This is a genomic window from Paraburkholderia sp. UCT31, assembly GCF_014397655.1.
GTDB classification, from domain to species: Bacteria; Pseudomonadota; Gammaproteobacteria; order Burkholderiales; family Burkholderiaceae; genus Paraburkholderia; species Paraburkholderia tuberum.
Window position 1 is genome coordinate 16,919 of sequence record NZ_VZQP01000057.1, and the last position, 16,577, is coordinate 33,495.

16 protein-coding genes and 2 tRNA genes are annotated in these 16,577 nt (G+C 64.7%); 10 read left to right on the forward strand and 8 right to left on the reverse strand.

The window, feature by feature from the left end; translation table 11 throughout:
• The first annotated feature begins 25 nt into the window (after nt 1-25).
• Nucleotides 26-1,222 (forward strand): pyridoxal phosphate-dependent aminotransferase, encoded by a 1,197-nt coding sequence (locus F6X40_RS33600; RefSeq protein ID WP_187630789.1) that lies wholly within the window; start codon nt 26-28, stop codon nt 1,220-1,222.
• A gap of 95 nt (nt 1,223-1,317) precedes the next feature.
• On the opposite strand, the gene F6X40_RS33605 is transcribed toward F6X40_RS33600, so the two are convergent.
• Nucleotides 1,318-2,532, reverse strand: coding sequence for a transglycosylase SLT domain-containing protein (locus F6X40_RS33605; RefSeq protein WP_187630790.1), 1,215 nt, complete (start codon nt 2,530-2,532; stop codon nt 1,318-1,320).
• A 615-nt stretch (nt 2,533-3,147) separates the two neighbouring features.
• Here F6X40_RS33605 and F6X40_RS33610 point away from each other — a divergent pair.
• Both F6X40_RS33610 and F6X40_RS33615 read left to right on the forward strand, forming a co-directional pair.
• A complete protein-coding gene (locus tag F6X40_RS33610; protein WP_184070887.1) occupies nt 3,148-4,722 on the forward strand; it encodes a UbiD family decarboxylase in 1,575 nt (524 codons plus the stop codon).
• A 46-nt stretch (nt 4,723-4,768) separates the two neighbouring features.
• Nucleotides 4,769-5,449 carry a LysE family translocator gene (locus tag F6X40_RS33615; RefSeq protein WP_187630791.1) on the forward strand — a complete coding sequence of 227 codons (681 nt, stop codon included), beginning with the start codon at nt 4,769-4,771 and terminating at the stop codon, nt 5,447-5,449.
• A gap of 71 nt (nt 5,450-5,520) precedes the next feature.
• Here F6X40_RS33615 and F6X40_RS33620 read toward each other — a convergent pair whose 3' ends face one another.
• From F6X40_RS33620 to F6X40_RS33630, 3 genes are all read right to left on the reverse strand, one after another.
• The gene (locus F6X40_RS33620) at nt 5,521-6,486 is read right to left on the reverse strand and encodes a threo-3-hydroxy-L-aspartate ammonia-lyase (protein ID WP_187630792.1); all 966 of its coding nucleotides are present in this window, start codon (nt 6,484-6,486) and stop codon (nt 5,521-5,523) included.
• Nucleotides 6,487-6,692: 206 nt separating this feature from the next.
• Entirely contained in the window at nt 6,693-6,992 is a 300-nt protein-coding gene (locus tag F6X40_RS33625; RefSeq protein ID WP_187630793.1) for a hypothetical protein, read from the reverse strand.
• Nucleotides 6,993-7,379: 387 nt separating this feature from the next.
• Nucleotides 7,380-7,541, reverse strand: coding sequence for a hypothetical protein (locus tag F6X40_RS33630; RefSeq protein WP_167368604.1), 162 nt, complete (start codon nt 7,539-7,541; stop codon nt 7,380-7,382).
• 276 nt (nt 7,542-7,817) lie between these two features.
• Between F6X40_RS33630 and F6X40_RS33635 the strand changes: the two genes are divergently transcribed.
• The 3 genes from F6X40_RS33635 (at nt 7,818) to F6X40_RS33645 (ending at nt 9,880) form a co-directional block, all read left to right on the forward strand.
• The gene (locus tag F6X40_RS33635) at nt 7,818-8,753 is read left to right on the forward strand and encodes a Rossmann-like and DUF2520 domain-containing protein (protein ID WP_187630794.1); all 936 of its coding nucleotides are present in this window, start codon (nt 7,818-7,820) and stop codon (nt 8,751-8,753) included.
• 85 nt (nt 8,754-8,838) lie between these two features.
• Nucleotides 8,839-9,159, forward strand: coding sequence for an EthD family reductase (locus F6X40_RS33640; RefSeq protein WP_187630795.1), 321 nt, complete (start codon nt 8,839-8,841; stop codon nt 9,157-9,159).
• 157 nt (nt 9,160-9,316) lie between these two features.
• Nucleotides 9,317-9,880 (forward strand): YggT family protein, encoded by a 564-nt coding sequence (locus F6X40_RS33645; protein WP_018421532.1) that lies wholly within the window; start codon nt 9,317-9,319, stop codon nt 9,878-9,880.
• A gap of 58 nt (nt 9,881-9,938) precedes the next feature.
• Here the strand turns inward: F6X40_RS33645 and F6X40_RS33650 are convergent, their stop codons facing one another.
• Nucleotides 9,939-11,522: a methyl-accepting chemotaxis protein gene (locus F6X40_RS33650; protein ID WP_184023225.1), complete on the reverse strand. Its 1,584-nt coding sequence runs from the start codon at nt 11,520-11,522 to the stop codon at nt 9,939-9,941.
• Nucleotides 11,523-11,746: 224 nt separating this feature from the next.
• Between F6X40_RS33650 and F6X40_RS33655 the strand changes: the two genes are divergently transcribed.
• Nucleotides 11,747-11,820 (forward strand) — tRNA-Gly (locus F6X40_RS33655).
• Nucleotides 11,821-11,946: 126 nt separating this feature from the next.
• Nucleotides 11,947-12,753, forward strand: coding sequence for a tRNA (guanosine(46)-N7)-methyltransferase TrmB (trmB, locus tag F6X40_RS33660; RefSeq protein WP_187630796.1), 807 nt, complete (start codon nt 11,947-11,949; stop codon nt 12,751-12,753).
• Nucleotides 12,754-12,824: 71 nt separating this feature from the next.
• Here the strand turns inward: trmB and F6X40_RS33665 are convergent, their stop codons facing one another.
• The 3 genes from F6X40_RS33665 to F6X40_RS33675 all read right to left on the reverse strand — a co-directional run bounded on the left by F6X40_RS33665 (nt 12,825) and on the right by F6X40_RS33675 (nt 14,705).
• Entirely contained in the window at nt 12,825-13,661 is an 837-nt protein-coding gene (locus F6X40_RS33665) for an undecaprenyl-diphosphate phosphatase (protein ID WP_187630797.1), read from the reverse strand.
• Between the two features lie 90 nt (nt 13,662-13,751).
• Nucleotides 13,752-14,345 carry a DUF1439 domain-containing protein gene (locus tag F6X40_RS33670; protein WP_187630798.1) on the reverse strand — a complete coding sequence of 198 codons (594 nt, stop codon included), beginning with the start codon at nt 14,343-14,345 and terminating at the stop codon, nt 13,752-13,754.
• Nucleotides 14,346-14,429: 84 nt separating this feature from the next.
• A complete protein-coding gene (locus F6X40_RS33675; RefSeq protein WP_187630811.1) occupies nt 14,430-14,705 on the reverse strand; it encodes a YkgJ family cysteine cluster protein in 276 nt (91 codons plus the stop codon).
• A gap of 205 nt (nt 14,706-14,910) precedes the next feature.
• Between F6X40_RS33675 and hemN the strand changes: the two genes are divergently transcribed.
• Together hemN and F6X40_RS33685 are read left to right on the forward strand one after the other, a co-directional pair.
• Nucleotides 14,911-16,296, forward strand: a complete 1,386-nt coding sequence (gene hemN / locus F6X40_RS33680; protein ID WP_187630799.1) for an oxygen-independent coproporphyrinogen III oxidase — start codon at nt 14,911-14,913, stop codon at nt 16,294-16,296.
• A 123-nt stretch (nt 16,297-16,419) separates the two neighbouring features.
• Nucleotides 16,420-16,504 (forward strand) — tRNA-Leu (locus tag F6X40_RS33685).
• The last annotated feature ends 73 nt before the right edge of the window (nt 16,505-16,577 follow it).

Below are 16,577 nucleotides of genomic sequence, written 5' to 3' on the forward strand. Positions count from 1 at the left end.
CCTGCTTCTGAACTGGACTGACCGTATGAACTCCGTGACCGAACCTCTCGTGTGGCTTGCCGCGCGCGTCGATGCCATCCAGCCTTTCTACGTGATGGAACTGGCCAAGGAGGCCGTGCTGCTCGAACGCGCGGGGCGCGACATCATTCACATGGGCATCGGCGAGCCGGATTTCACGGCGCCCGAGCCGGTCATCGAGGCGGCCGCGAGCGCGCTGCGCCGCGGCGTCACGCAGTACACCAGCGCGCTCGGCGTGCACGCGCTGCGCGATGCGATTTCCGTGCATTACGCCGAGTTCTACGGCATCGACGTCGATCCGGCGCGGATCGTGGTGACCGCGGGCGCATCGGCCGCGCTCTTGCTGGCGTGCGCGGCGCTCGTCGATCGCGACGACGAAGTATTGATGCCCGACCCGTGCTATCCGTGCAACCGCCATTTCGTGATCGCCGCCGAAGGCAAGCCGGTGATGGTGCCGAGCGGGCCGGCCGAGCGCTTCCAGCTGACCGCCGCCGACGTCGAACGCCTGTGGGGCGAGCGCACCCGCGGCGTGCTGCTCGCGTCGCCGTCGAATCCGACCGGCACGTCGATCGAGCCGGCCGAACTCGAGCGCATCGTCAAGGCCGTGCGCGCGCGCGGCGGCTTCACGATCGTCGACGAGATCTACCAGGGCCTCAGCTACGACGCCAAGCCGGTGTCGGCGCTGTCGTTCGGCGACGACGTGGTCACCGTCAACAGCTTCTCGAAGTACTTCAACATGACCGGCTGGCGCCTCGGCTGGCTCGTCGTGCCGCCCGCGCTGGTCAGCGCGTTCGAAAAGCTCGCGCAGAATCTGTTCATCTGCGCGTCGGCGCTCGCGCAGCACGCGGCGCTCGCCTGTTTCGAGCCGGCGACGATCGCGATCTACGAAGCGCGGCGCCTCGAATTCAAGCGACGCCGCGACTTCATCGCGCCGGCGCTCGAATCGCTCGGCTTCTCCGTGCCGGTGATGCCGGACGGCGCGTTCTACGTGTACGCGGACTGCCGTGGCGTCGCGCATCCGGCGGCCGGCGACAGCGCGGCGCTCACGAAGGCGATGCTGCACGATGCCGGGGTCGTGCTGGTGCCGGGCATGGACTTCGGCACGCACGCGCCGAAGGACTACATCCGGCTGTCGTATGCGACCGCGTATCCAAAGCTCGAAGAGGCGGTCGAGCGGCTGGCAAAGCTGTTCGGGCGGCATTGACGCATCGGGATTGATTCGGCTGCAACCGGCCTGCCAGACGCAAACAAGGACACCCTCGGGTGTCCTTGTTTTCATGCGGCACGGCAACGTCTAACTCAAGCCCCCAGCTCCGACGCCGACGCCACGTGGCGCGTCGTCGAATTGGCGCTCGCGTCGTCCTGATCGGCCGGCTGCGTGTGCACCGCCGACGTCGCCGGGCTCAGCGCGTGACCGCCTTGCAGCGTCACCTGAACGCGCTTGCCGTTGCCACCACTCGTCGCCGCGGCTGGCGCCGGCGTGGCCGACGCGGTCAGCACCGGAGCTTGCGGCGCATTGATCGGCACCTTACGGCCGCGCGCGACGTCGCGCAGACGACCGCGCTCGGCCATCACCTTCGCGCCGTAGCCGCCGTCATCTGGCGCGGTCGAGCCGACGTACAGACGCAGGCCGCCCGGCAGCGAGCCGCCACGCGCGATGCAATCCTTCAGCACGAGCGCGCCGACCTTGATGTTCGCGAGCGGTTCGAGCGCCGCCCTTTGGCCGCCGAAATACTGGAATTTGTCCGAATGCACCTTCGACATCACCTGCATCAGGCCCTGCGCGCCGACGCCGCTCTCGGCGTACGGATTGAAGCCCGATTCGATCGCCATCACTGACAGCAGCAGCAGCGGATCGAGGCCGACTTCGCGGCCGGTGTCGAACGCGGCTTTGACGAGCTCGCCGACGGGCTCCTGAGCGACGCGATAACGCCGCGCGAGGTACGACGCGACCAGGTCCTGCTCGTGGCTCGACACGAGCACGCGGTCATCGCGTGCGTCGGCGGACACGCGCTGCTGCGGAATCAGACGTGCGAGCGCGCTGACGCCCTGCATCGTGCGCGGATCGAGGCCGTTGAGCGCGGCGGCGCTCGTGCCCGACGTGCCGGCGCCGTCGAACGCGCCGTCGAAGCCGGTGGTGGCCGCGGTGAGGGTCATGCTGCCGTCGTTCGAGCCATCGGTGGGACTCGGCGTGGTCAGCGTGTTCGGCGAATTGGCCGACAGCGATTCGTCGGAGGATGCGTCGGCGTTTCTGGTCGGTCCGATGGCGGGCAGCGGATTGCCTTGCAGCAGGCGGGCGGGGCCCGCTTGCACGGCGGCGGAAATGACCGGCATCAGACGCGCGGCGAGCGCGCCGCGCCAGGTCGGCATCAGCCACAGTGCGAGAGCCAGCACCACGGCGATCCCGCCGACAATGCTGAACAGGTGATGACTCAGTCGCGTCCCGCTGCGCAGCGCACCGCGCACAACCTGCGCAATACGCCCATCGGGACGCCACGATAACCAGGCGTTCATTCAGATCTCCCATCTTGCATGATCCGCGAACTCCGCCGGGACAAATCAGGCGGTACAGCGCGCTCGCAGAGTCAAGACATCGCGTGCTCTCTGGTTGGGCAGCAGCGACGTCGGGAAAACGGCAACAAATACCGTTTGGGGAGCCATCTCAAAAACAGCCCACACATACTCGATGTGTATCGGGCTTGGCTCCCACGCGAAAAACCAGCGTTGGTGGACGCTGGTGAGGGACTTCAATAATGCCGTTCTACCCTGCAGGGAAGCAAAACGGTGACGCGTTGCGTCTGAGGACCGGGGGCGACGGTAAAAAGGTTAACGCCCTGCAACCAATGTGGACGGATTCTATGCACGGTTTTATAGATCGTCAACACTATAGAATTCAAGAATGATAACTTTTTGTAATTATGAACAGTGTTCAGTCACCCGAGAACCGCGCTCAATGCGCGTTTCGGGCGATCCGACCCTGGCTGTTTGGACCAGGCCATTTGGTTGATCTACGTGCGGTGGCTAACGCAGGTAAAATCGACAATCGTTTTTTGCGTCAGATAGGTACCAACGCCGTTCCTCCTGCCTCCCCGTCCTATGCGCCGTGCATGCGGCCCTGAACCGTCACAGATGAAATACAAAGACTTACGCGATTTCATCGGCCGCCTCGAGGCGATCGGTGAATTGCGCCGAATTTCGCAAAAAGTGTCGCCGAATCTCGAAATGACCGAACTTTGCGACCGTGTGCTCCGCGCGGGCGGCCCGGCTCTGTTGTTCGAGAACACCGAGCGGCACGCGTTCCCGGTGCTCGGCAATCTGTTCGGCACGCCGCGCCGCGTCGCGCTTGGCATGGGCATCGATGCCGAAGCGGGCGCGGGCGACGAGGCGGCGCTCGAATCGCTGCGCGATGTCGGTCGGCTACTCTCCGCGTTGAAGGAACCCGAGCCGCCGAAAGGGCTCAAGGACGCCGGCAAGCTGCTGTCGCTAGCGAAGGCCGTGTGGGACATGGCGCCGAAGACGGTCAACGCACCGCCCTGCCAGGAAATCGTCTGGGAAGGCAATGACGTCGACCTTGCCAGATTGCCCATTCAGACCTGCTGGCCCGGCGATGCCGGGCCGTTGATCACCTGGGGTCTGACCGTCACGAAAGGGCCGAACAAGAGTCGACAAAACCTGGGTATCTATCGCCAGCAACTGATCGGGCGTAACAAGCTGATCATGCGCTGGCTGGCGCATCGCGGCGGCGCGCTCGATTTTCGTGAGTTCGCGCTTAAAAATCCCGGCAAGCCGTATCCGGTGGCCGTCGTGCTCGGTGCGGACCCGGCGACGATTCTCGGCGCGGTCACGCCGGTACCCGACACGCTGTCCGAATACCAGTTCGCCGGCCTGCTGCGCGGCGGGCGCACCGAGCTCGCGAAATGCGTCACACCGGGCGTCGACGGTCTGCAGGTCCCCGCGCGCGCCGAGATCGTGCTCGAGGGCTTCATCTATCCGCAGGAAGGCGCACCCTCGCCCGCCCCGGCCGGCGCACCGCCGCGTCCGTCGAAGGGTGCGTCGGCCACGTACGAACACGCGCTCGAAGGCCCGTATGGCGATCACACCGGCTACTACAACGAACAGGAGTGGTTCCCGGTCTTCACGGTCGAGCGCATCACGATGCGCCGCGACGCGATCTATCACTCCACCTACACCGGCAGACCGCCCGACGAGCCGGCGGTGCTCGGCGTCGCGCTGAACGAAGTGTTCGTACCGCTGCTGCAGAAGCAGTTCACCGAGATCACGGACTTCTATCTGCCGCCCGAAGGCTGCAGTTACCGCATGGCGATCGTGCAAATGAAGAAGAGCTACCCCGGCCACGCGAAACGCGTGATGTTCGGCGTGTGGAGCTTCCTGCGGCAGTTCATGTATACGAAGTTCATCGTCGTCGTCGATGAGGACGTCAATATCCGGGACTGGAAGGAAGTGATCTGGGCGATCACCACGCGAGTGGACCCGACGCGCGACACGGTGCTCGTCGACCGCACGCCGATCGACTATCTCGATTTCGCGTCGCCGGTAGCCGGCCTCGGCTCGAAGATGGGGCTCGACGCAACCAACAAGTGGCCGGGCGAAACCGACCGCGAATGGGGCCGCCCGATCGTGATGGACGACGCAGTCAAACAGCGTATCGATAGCTTGTGGAACGAGTTGGGCCTCGGCCTGTAACGCGCGCGGGACAACACAATCAATAACGGATGGAGCGCTCGCGCGGATGCACGTTTTTTCAATGATGTCGGACGGCTTTTTTCTGTCCTTGTCGCTGTGCCTCGATATCGGTCTCGTCAACGTCGCGATCATTTCGCTGACGCTGTCGCACGGCTTTCGGCCGGGCTTCTGGCTCGGCCTCGGCTCGTGCGTCGGCGATCTCATTTACGCGACGCTCGCGCTCGCGGGCATGGCCGCGCTGCTGCAGTTCGAATCGGTGCGCTGGGTCGTATGGATCGGCGGCGCGGCGATCCTCCTGTTTCTCACCTGGAAGATGGCGCGTGAAGCGATGTTCCCGGCCACGGCGCAAGCTGTTGCCGGCGAAGGCGACGCGGCTGCGCCGCATCAGTCGGCATGGCGCGGGTTTCTGCGCGGCGTGCTGCTCGCGGTGTCGTCGCCGTCGGCGATCCTGTGGTTCGCGGCGGTCGGCGGCGCGCTGATCGCGAAGGCCGGCGCAACGAGCCCGACAACCGCGCTGATCTTCCTCGGCGGATTCTTTCTGGGCGGCCTGTGCTGGACGCTTTTCATCTGCGGGCTCGGCAGCCACGGACGCAAGCGCGCGGGCGCCGGTCTGCTGCGCGCGTGTCACGTTCTGTCGGCGCTGCTGTTCGCCTATTTCTCATACAGCGTGATCGTCAACGGGTATCGCGATCTGATCGTGCAGAGCACCGCGCAAGTGGCAAGCTGAAGCGGCTCGCGAACAAAAAAACGGCTCGCATCGGCGAGCCGTTTTTCTTCATGCGACTCGACGTGAGCCGCTCATGCGAGGTACTGCGCGAGCTTCGGCAGATCGACATTGCCACCGCTCACCACCACGCCGACGCGCTTGCCGTTCACCGGCACGACGCCGTTCAGCACCGCCGCCGCCGCGAGACAACCAGTCGGTTCGACGACAATCTTCATGCGCTGCGCGAAAAAGCGCATCGTCTCGATCAGTTGCGCATCGCTGACCGTTTCGATTCGCGCGACCAGCTGGCGGATGACCGCGAACGTGTAGTGGCCCAGATGGGTCGAGGCGGCGCCATCGGCAATCGTGCGCGGCGCGTCGATATGAACGATCTCGCCGCGTGCGAGCGACTGCTGGCCGTCGTTGCCCGCCTCGGGCTCGATGCCGATCACCGTGCAGGCCGGGCTCAGCGCGGCCGCCGACAATGCGCTGCCGCTGATCAACCCGCCGCCGCCAAGGCACACGAACAACATGTCGAGCGGGCCGGTTTCGTCGATCAGTTCTTTGACCGCGGTGCCCTGGCCGGCGATCACGTGCGGATGATCGTACGGCGGGATCAGCGTCATGCCGCGCTCTTCGGCGAGCCGGCGGCCGATTTCCTCGCGATTTTCCTTGTAGCGGTCGTAGCTGATCACTTCGCCGCCGTAGCCTTTGGTCGCGGCGACCTTGGCCTCGGGTGCGTCGTGCGGCATCACGATCGTCGCGTGAATGCCGGCGAGGCGCGCCGACAGCGCGATCGCCTGCGCGTGATTGCCCGACGAATAGGTCAGCACGCCCGCCTTGCGCTGCTCCGCGTCGAAATGCGAAATCGCGTTGTACGCGCCGCGGAACTTGAACGCGCCCATGCGCTGGAAGTTTTCGCACTTGAAGAACACCGACGCGCCAGTGCGCTCGTCGAACGTGCTCGATGTCAGAACGGGGGTGCGGTGCGCGACGCCTTCGAGACGCGCGGCGGCGTCGAGGACGTCATCGAAGGTGGGAGCGGGAAGCGCTTGCATCGGCGAAACTCTCCTGGAGCAGTGGCGAAGCAGCCATTCTCCCAGCTTCCTCGATGCTTTGGAACGGCGCTCGCTCGAGCGCGCGACACCAGCCAGGAACGCTGCGGAAAGCAAAAACCAGCGACACAAAAAGAAACGACGTAACCCGGCACAAGCCGGCGTTACGCCGTCGACGTTCCCACGCGCGTCAAGCGCGCCCGCACTTCTTAATGACGATAGTACGAGTGCCCGTAACCGCGATAGTAGCCACGGTAGCCACGATAGTAAGGGCGGCCATAGGCGTAATAGCCTCCGACCACCACCGGAGCCGGTGCGAACACAACCGGCGGCGCGTACACCGGCGGAGGCGGCGGGGCGTAATAAACAGGCGGCGGCGCCGCATAGACCGGATAGGCCGGCGCGATCGGCACCCCAAGGCCGATACCGACGGAAACACCTGCCTCAGCGGCGCCGGTAAGTCCCAAGCCGAGTGCGGCTGCAACGACAAACGGAACGATCTTTTTCACTTCTATTCTCCTAGCGCGGCCTGCCAAGGTCGCCGACTGCGCATGCCTCGCATGCTGTGAAATCAATGTATCTAAAAAGCCCCGGCCGAAATGTTCACATTTGTTGCAAATTGCAAGGGCGAGCCGAAGCGTTTTGCCGAGCGCGGCGCGAGCGCGCCTACGCGCCGCCGCGACCAAAGCGAAATCAGCCGGGAATCAAGGGGTTGCACGCGGGCGACGGGCCGCGCGTCACAGGTCTGATCGAGCGCAGGGGTTTGAGTTCGCGCATCGGTAATCTTTAATTACAAATTCGCTTCAATCCTGACAGCCGGAAGAAAATTCCCAACAAAAAATGCCCGGCTCAATTGCTTGAGGCCGGGCATTTTCTCATCTGCGAAGACCGCGCGACTAGCCGACCTTCACATACACGAATTCGCGGGACACGTTGGGCGGCACGTATGCGCCGCTGATCCGCACGCGCGGCGTAAGGCGCTTTTTCTGATCCCACCAGCGACGGCGCTGGGCGCGCGTCAGGAACCGCAAGTGCTTTCGGTAAGAAAAAATACTCATCTCGACCCTCCCGAATTTCTGACTGCGAACGAAGTACGGAAAATACGACTGCCAAACCGGCTCATCGACCACTGTTCCTGTCATGTACGATTGTGAGCAGTTTTCACAACCGTGGGCGTCACGCCACCCGATGACCGACCGTTGGCGCCATATCGCCCGCAAACTCATCCGACGACCGCTGTCGAACCGTGGAAGGGGCCGGATCGCGGCCGCGCTTCGCCGGATGCGAGATACTGCTGCTTTCCCATTCACACGATCCGTCTGGAGCAGGTGACCATGTCCCAGTCTTCCTTGCCGCGCGTCGGCTTCATCGGCGCGGGGCGGCTCGCGCGTTGTCTCGCGCTCGCGTTTGCGCGCGCCGGCTATCCGGTCACCGCGGTGGCGAGCCGCTCGGCCGATTCCGCGCGCAGGCTCGCCGCCCAGATCGCACACTGCGCGGCCACTGACGACCCGCAACAGGCCGTCGACGCCGCCGATATCGTTTTTTTAGCCGTTCCTGACGACAGCATCGGTACGACAGCGCACACACTCCGCTTTGGAGGCAATGCGGCAAGCCACCCCGGCAAAGCGCTCGTGCACTGCAGCGGCGCCTCGCCGGTCGAACTGCTCGCGCCAGCGCGCGATCAGGGCGCGGCGATCGGCGGCTTTCATCCGTTGTATCTATTTAGCGGCGAGCTCGCCGATCTCGAGCGTATCGTCGGCTGCTCGGTGACGATCGAAGCCGACGGCGAACTGAAGGAGACGCTGACCGCGCTCGCGCTCGCGCTGCGCTGCCATCCGCTGTCGATTCCGCCGGGCGGCCGCATGCTGTATCACGCCGCCGCGCACTACGCGGCGAGCTTCGCGCTCTGCAGCCTCGCCGAATGCGTGGCGTTGTGGCGCACGCTCGGCTTCGCCGAAGACGACGCGCTGCGCGCGCTGCTGCCGATGCTCGCCGGCACGATCGAAACCGCGCGCGACAAAGGCCTGCCGAACGCGCTCGCGGGGCCGGTATCGCGCGGCGATACGGGTGTCGTCGAGAAGCAGCTCGCGCTGCTCGAAGGCTTTGGCGGCGACCATGCCGCGCTGTATGGTCTGCTGACGCGCCGCGCGGTCAACCTCGCCCGACGTCGCGCAACGCCGGCCGCGACGATTGAAGCGATCTCCGAAGCTGTGGAAGAATCGCTGGGCCGCTCGCTGAATCAGGCCGCGGCAGGTGCAAGGGTCAAGTAAGCCGTGATAATGTGACGTCCGGCACGCCGGGCGAACCACGCGACGACCCGCGCCGCGCTTCGGGACCAACAGACGAGAAAGCACAATGATCAAGGTCAGCATCCTCTACCCGTACCGGGAAAACGGCCGCTTCGACATGGACTACTACTGCGCGACCCATATGCCGTTCGCGGCGAAGCTGTTCGGGCCGGCGCTGAAAGGCTGGTCGGTCGACGCGGGCCTGAACGCCGGGCCGCCCGGCACGCCACCGCCTTACGTGGCCGCGGGACACTTCCTGTTCGATAGCGCGGACGACTTCTATAAAGTGTTCAAGCCCGCGTCCGAGCAACTATTAGCGGATATCCCGAACTACACCGACGGCGGCAACGGCACAATCCTGATCAGCGAGGTCCGGATTTCCGTGTGATGCCGGACAGACAGCCATCGGGAGGCGGCGCGCAATGACGTCGAACCTCCGGTTGGCTAACCGGGTAATTCCAGAAAACCGCCGGCACGCACCGATCGGGCGACGCCGGCAGCCCGCGGCCGGTCGGCGGCCGTCATCAGAAGCATAAGGACACGAGATGTTTGGCGATATCGCCCGTTTTCTGCTCAATACCGTTTTCACGCTGTTTGGCGCCGCGCTGCTGTTGCGCGCGTGGCTGCAGGTTGTGCGCCTGCCGCCGTACAACCCGGTCTCGAACGCCGTGCTGCAGGCGACCAACTGGATCGTGCTGCCGCTGCGGCGCATCCTGCCGAGCACGCGCAACATCGACTGGGCGAGCGTGGTCGCGACGCTGATCGCCGCGATCATCTACGTCGTCCTGATGATCGTGCTGACGGGCGCGGATCCGCTGACGCTCGTGCCGACGCTGCTGATCGTCGCGGTGCTCACCGCGATCAAGTGGGCGCTCAATCTGATCATCTGGATGACGATCCTGATGGCGCTGCTGTCGTGGCTCAATCCGCGTTCGCCTGCGATGCCGATTCTGTATCAGCTGACCGCGCCGTTTCTGAATCCGTTGCGTCGCGTGCTGCCGAAATTCGGCGGTATCGATCTGTCGCCGATCCTGCTGTTCGTGATCGTGCAGGTGCTGCAGATGGTCGTCACGCGCGCGGCGGTTCAGCTGACTTATTTTGTGATCTGAGCTGATTGCGCGGGAAAGTTGGGCTGACGCGCGGCGGCCGCTTGAGTCGGCGCGGCTTCTACACGGCTGCCGCGAAACCGCGGCTCTCCCCCGTCCGGAACACCGACACCGTCTGCTTCATCTTGCGCGCCTGCGTCTCGAGCGATTGCGCGGCCGCCGCGGCCTGTTCGACGAGCGCCGCGTTCCGCTGCGTGGTCTCGTCCATCTGCGTGACGGCCTGGCCGACCTGGTGAATGCTGCGGTTCTGCTCTTCGGAGGCCGTTGCGATCTCACTGACGATATCCGACACGCGATGAATCGCGGCCTTGATATCCGCCATCGTCGTGCTGACTTCGGCTGCCTGCTGCGTGCCGCCTTCGATGATCGCGACCGACGTCGTGATCATCTCCTTGATCTCCTTGGCCGCGCTCGCCGAGCGCTGCGCGAGGTTGCGCACCTCGCTCGCGACCACCGCGAAACCGCGCCCCTGCTCGCCCGCGCGCGCGGCCTCGACCGCCGCGTTCAACGCGAGAATATTGGTTTGGAACGCAATGCCCTCGATCACGCCGGTGATCTCGGAGATTTTCGTCGAACTGCCGCTGATATCACCGATGGTGCGCACCATGCCCTCGACGGCAGTGTTGCCGGTGTTGGCGACCTGTGCAGCCTCAGTCGCGAGCGCGCTCGCGTTGCGCGCGTTGTCGCTGTTGCGGGTGACGGTCTGCGTCAATTCCGACATGCTCGCCGCGGTCTGTTCGAGCGAAGCGGCCTGCTCTTCGGTGCGAGCGGACAGATCGATGTTGCCGCTCGCGATCTGCTGCGAAGCGATGCTGACCGACTCGGCGCTTTCGCGAATCGAACCGATCGTCGCCGCGAGACGCTCCTGCATGTGCGCGACCGCGCGCAAGATACTGCCGTCGTCGGCGGCGCCGGTGTGCAGTCGCTGGCTCAAGTCGCCGCCCGCGATCTGCTCGACGACCTTCGCGACTTCGGCCGGTTCGCCGCCGATCTGCCGCACGACCGCGCGCGTCACCAGCAGCCCCAGGCCGATCGCAACCGCGACGCCGACGACCGCGCAGCTCGCGATCCACCACGTCACCGAGCGAACCATCTCGACGCCGTTCGCGACACGCTGCCTGGCCAACTCATCCCGCACGTCGGACAGCTTGATCATCAGCGTGCGCAGCTTGACGTGCAGCGGGTCGGTGGTCGATTTGAGCTCGGCGAGCGCGCCGGTCTGATCGCCCTGATCGGCCAGCGCCATCACCTTCGCGACCGAACTCATATAGGCCGGATAGGCGGCGTCGAAGTCGCTCAGCAATTGCTTCTGCGCGTCGGTGGTCGCATGCTTGCGCTCGTAGTCGAATGCCGACAGGATCGCCGCTTCACCGCCGTGATTCAGGCGCACCGTATCGGCGCGGCCTGCCGGCTCCGGATTCAGGATGTACGAATAGAGGCGCCGGAAGTGCGAAGCGGCCTGCCACGCGGCGGTGCCGTCGTCGCGCACAGGCACGAATTCGCGGTCGTACATTTCGGTTTGCATCGTCGCGACTTCGCGCACCTTCAGCACACCGACCGTGCCGACGATGGCCGTTACGAACGCGCACAGCATCAACGAGCCGACAAGCTTCTGGCTCAGTTTCAGATTGGAAAGCCACTGCATCTTGGGAAAATCTCTTGATCGGGATGGGAAGTGCCGGGTTCGTGCCGGCTTGCGGGTGCGCAAGCGCACGGTGTTGGGCAGTATCCGGATTAACGGCAGGCGCAGACAAAGTCTGAAGGCTCGCGCCGTTCGAACCGCAGAAGCGAAAAGACGGGTCGGCCGCTCGTGCGCGCGAGCCATACCGCTGCCCAAACGGCCCAAAAGCCTGTAAAATAGCGCGCTCTGCGGGCGTCGTATAATGGTAATACCCTAGCTTCCCAAGCTAGAGCCGTGGGTTCGATTCCCATCGCCCGCTCCACTTTCCCGCTGAGTGTTCAGCGGAATCCAGCAAGAGCCGCCTCCCTGAAGGCGGCTTTTTTGTAGTAGCAACGGCCCGGCACAGCGCGCAAGCCGCGCAGCCCCCACCCTTGCGGCAGCATCGACGATGATCCACGATCCAAACGACTCCGGTCTCCCGGACGACGCCCCGACCCCCACGAGCGCAGCCGACCAGCCCGCCGGCACCGAGACGAACGACGTCGACGGCACGCCGGGTGCAACGCCGGCAGACACGCTTCATCACCGCCGCATCCGCAGCTTCGTCACGCGCGCAGGTCGCGTATCGACCGGCCAGCGCCGCGCGCTCGATGAGTTCGGCCCGCGCTTCGTCGTGCCCTATGCACCACAACAACCCGACTGGACCGGCGTGTTCGGCCGCGAAGCGCCGCGCGTGCTGGAGATCGGCTTCGGCATGGGCGCCACCACCGCGGAGATCGCCGCGCAGCGTCCCGACGACGACTTCCTGGGCGTCGAAGTCCACGAGCCCGGCGTCGGCGCGTTGCTGAAGCTGATCGGCGAGCAGTCGCTGACGAACATCCGCATCATCCAGCACGACGCGGTCGAAGTGCTCCAGCACATGATCGCGCCCGACAGCCTCGACGGCGTGCACATCTTTTTCCCCGACCCGTGGCACAAGGCGCGCCATCACAAGCGCCGGCTGATCCAGCCGAAGTTCGTCGCGCTGCTCGTGTCGCGTCTGAAGCCGGATGCGTATCTGCATTGCGCGACCGACTGGCAGAACTACGCCGAACAGATGCTCGAAGTGCTCGGCGCCGATCCGCTGCTCGAAAACACCGCCGACACCTACGCGCTGCGGCCCGACTATCGTCCGGTGACGAAGTTCGAACGGCGTGGCCTGCGGCTCGGCCACGGCGTGTGGGACCTCGTGTTCCGCAAGCGCGGCGCCGCGTAACGCGACGAGACGGCAAGCCAACGAAAAAAGGTCCGCACATACGCGGACCTTTTTTCATCGCACGGCAAATCTCAATCGGCCCAGCTCAACCCGCCGCTATAACCGATCAGCAGGATCAGCAGGCCAAAGCCGATCCGATACCACGCGAACACCGTGAAGTCGTGCGACGCGACATAGCGCAGCAGCCAGCGGATGCAGACGAACGCACTGACGAACGCGGCCGCGAAGCCGAGCGCGAAGCTGCCGAGCGCGTCGGTGGTGAGCAGGTGCCAGTCCTTGTACAGCTCATAGGCCGTCGCGCCGAAGATGATCGGAATCGCGAGAAAGAATGAAAACTCGGTCGCGGCGCGGCGCTCGATGCCGAACAGCATGCCGCCGATGATCGTCGAGCCCGAGCGCGAGGTCCCCGGAATCAGCGCGAAGCACTGTGCGAGGCCAACTTTCAACGCATCGAGCGGGCTCAGATCGTCGATGCTGCGCACCCGCACCGCCGCGTCGCCGCGCGCGCGCTGGCGCGCCTCCGCCCACAGGATCACGACGCCGCCCGCGACCAGCGCAAACGCGACCGGCACCGGTGAAAACAGCACCTCCTTGATCGACTTCTCGAACAGCAGGCCGAGCACGACTGCCGGAATCGTCGCAATGATCACGTTCAGCGCGAAGCGGCGCGCCTCGGGCCGGCTCGGCAGCCCCACGATCACGTTGCCGATGCGCCGGCGAAACTCCCAGCACACGGCGAGAATCGCGCCGAGCTGGATCACGACATCGAAGGTCTTCGCGTGCTCGTCGGTGAAATCCAGCAGACTGCCGACGACGATCAGATGCCCGGTGCTCGACACCGGCAAGAACTCCGTCAAACCCTCGACCACGCCGAGAATCAGCGCCTTGCAAGCCAGTAACCAGTCCATCCGTGCCCCTTATCGCGGTAGGTTGTCGCAACGAAATGGGCCCGCACGGTCATGACTGGCATGCGCGGCCCACGTGGCCGCGCGTGCCAGTCATCTTTCGACGATCTGCACGCGTATGCCGTTTGTAAGGATCGTGATTGTACCGGGTTCGTAATTGACGCCGGCAAATTGCAGTTGCTCGGGCTTGAACGTGTAGATCGGATAGTTGGTCAGCAATTGGGTCGCGAGCAGCGCCGCGGCCGCGTTGATCTGCTGCGTGTACATCTGCGCCTCGCCGCTCACGCTGACGTTGTCGACACGCGGCGACTTGAGGATCACCGAACGGCTCGCCGCGTCGTATGCAAGTTCACTCGACAGCGTGAACACGCCATCGACCGGCTGCTGCAGGAACGGACTCGCGAAACGCGCGTCGAGCTTCACCTGCACGCGGTTCGCATCGGGCAGCATGCCCACCACCGGATTGCTCAGCGCGACATCGAACACCTGCGACACTGTGCGCTGATACGGGAACTTGCGCTGCACGGCCTCCTGCACCTGCTTCTGCGAGAACGTGTAGTGCGACGGCATGAACGGAAACGTCGGGCTCGCGCAAGCCGCGAGCGACACAGTGATGCCAAGCGCGCTGCAGCCGGTCAGCGCAGCGCGCAGAAAGCGGCGCCGGGCCGGCGCTGCGGGTCGAGTCATGCGAAATCTCCTGTGGAAGCCCTTGCGGACATCGGCTTGCATTGACGGGTGTGGTCAGCGACGGCGTTTACCGCATGCCGCGCGTCATGGATGGGATGCCGGTTGTGTTTGCGCCTCGAGTTGCGTGAGCCACGCGAGCGCTTCGCCGCGATTCGCGCCGCACATCTCGAGTTGCGGCTGCAGACCCGAGCAGCATGCGGGCCGCTCCGGCCGGCCGAAGATCGCGCAGCGCAGATCGTCGCCGAGTTGCACGCAGCGCACGCCCGCCGGCTTGCCGTTCGGCATGCCCGGAATCGGGCTCGAAATCGACGGCGCGGTACAGCACGCGCCGCAATCGGGACGGCACGCGTGAGCGTCCATCCATGCACTGTTCAACCTTTGATTCACGTCATCTTTCCTGAACTCAAACCTTGGCAACGTATTGCCAGACCCGCATTGTGCCATTGCCTGTCCGTGTGACCTTTTTACACAATCGGGTCCCGTGGGCACGCACGTAAACTCGAAGCTGCTGACTGACCATGACACGCGGCACGCGGCGAGAGCCGCCCACCGTCCGACACCGCTCATGTCCCAAACCGACACCCTGTTTCGCCCCGACCTGCTCGCGCGCTACAGCGCGAACGGTCCCCGCTATACGTCCTATCCGACCGCGCCGCAATTCCGCGAATCGTTCGACACCGCCGACTATCACCGCGCCGCCGCCGACCCGGGTGCCGCGTCGACCGATCTGTCTCTGTACTTCCACATTCCGTTTTGCGACACCGTGTGCTTCTACTGCGGCTGCAACAAGGTCGTGACGAGAAATCGCGCGCATGCGCGCCCGTACCTTGAGCGGCTCAAACGCGAAATCGGCTTGCAGGCGGCGTGTTTCGATACACAGCGGCCCGTGTCGCAATTGCATTGGGGCGGCGGCACGCCGACGTTTTTGTCGCATGACGAGATGGCCGAGCTGATGGCCACGACGCGCGAGCACTTCAAACTTCTGCCCGACGATCGAACCGAATATTCGATCGAGGTCGATCCGCGCAAGGCGTCGCCCGACACGGTCGCGCTTCTGCGCCGCCTCGGCTTCAACCGGCTGAGCCTCGGCGTGCAGGACTTCGATCCGCGCGTCCAGCAGGCGATCAATCGCATCCAGCCGTTCGAAATGACCGCATCGGTGATGCAGGCGGCGCGCACGTACGGTTTTCATTCGATCGGCGTCGATCTGATTTACGGGCTGCCGCATCAAACCGTCGCGAGCTTCAGCCGCACGCTCGACACGATGCTCGAACTGGCGCCGGACCGGCTGTCGGTGTTCGCGTATGCGCACATGCCGCAGCTCTTCAAGATGCAGCGCCAGATGGATCCAGCGACGCTGCCGTCGAGCGAGGAGCGGCTGGCTCTGCTGCAACGGGTCGTCGAACGGCTGACTGAAGCGGGCTATGTGTACATCGGCATGGATCACTTCGCGCTGCCCACCGACGAGCTCGCTCGCGCGCAGGCGCAGCGCACGCTGCATCGCAATTTCCAGGGCTATAGCACGCGGGCCGAGTGCGATCTGATCGGTTTTGGCGCCTCGTCGATCGGCAAGGTCGGCGACGTGTACGCGCAGAACGCGCGAGAGCTGCCCGCTTACACCGACTCGATCGATGCGGGCCGGCTCGCGATCGCGCGCGGCATCCGCCTGTCCGCCGACGACCGTCTGCGGCGCGACGTGATCACGCAGCTGATGTGCAACCTCGAACTGCGCTTCGACGAATTCGAAGCGGCGTACGGCATCCACTTCGCCGACACGTTCGCGCCGGAACTCTCGCGTCTGCGTTCATTCGAGGACGACGGGCTGATCTCGCTCGGCGCACGCAAGCTCGAAGTGCGAATGGCCGGCCGCATGCTCGTGCGCAATCTCGCGATGGTATTTGACCGCTATCTGGGCGAGCAGACGCTCACACGATTCTCGCGCACGGTCTGAGCACCGCTCGGCGCGAACGCGCTGTGGCGGGTGAAGGCAATCGACTTGCCCGTCTACCGATTTTCGGCCATAATCTGCGTCTTCCTTGCGCGCTGAACTCCCGATGCGCGCGCTGCAGTATCTGCCCAGGTGGTGAAATTGGTAGACGCAGGGGACTCAAAATCCCCCGCCGCAAGGCGTGCCGGTTCGATTCCGGCCCTGGGCACCAAACACTCTTCAACCGGTTTCAACGGTTCACCACGAAGCCCCGACAGCTAGCGCTGAGCGGGGCTTTTGTTTGC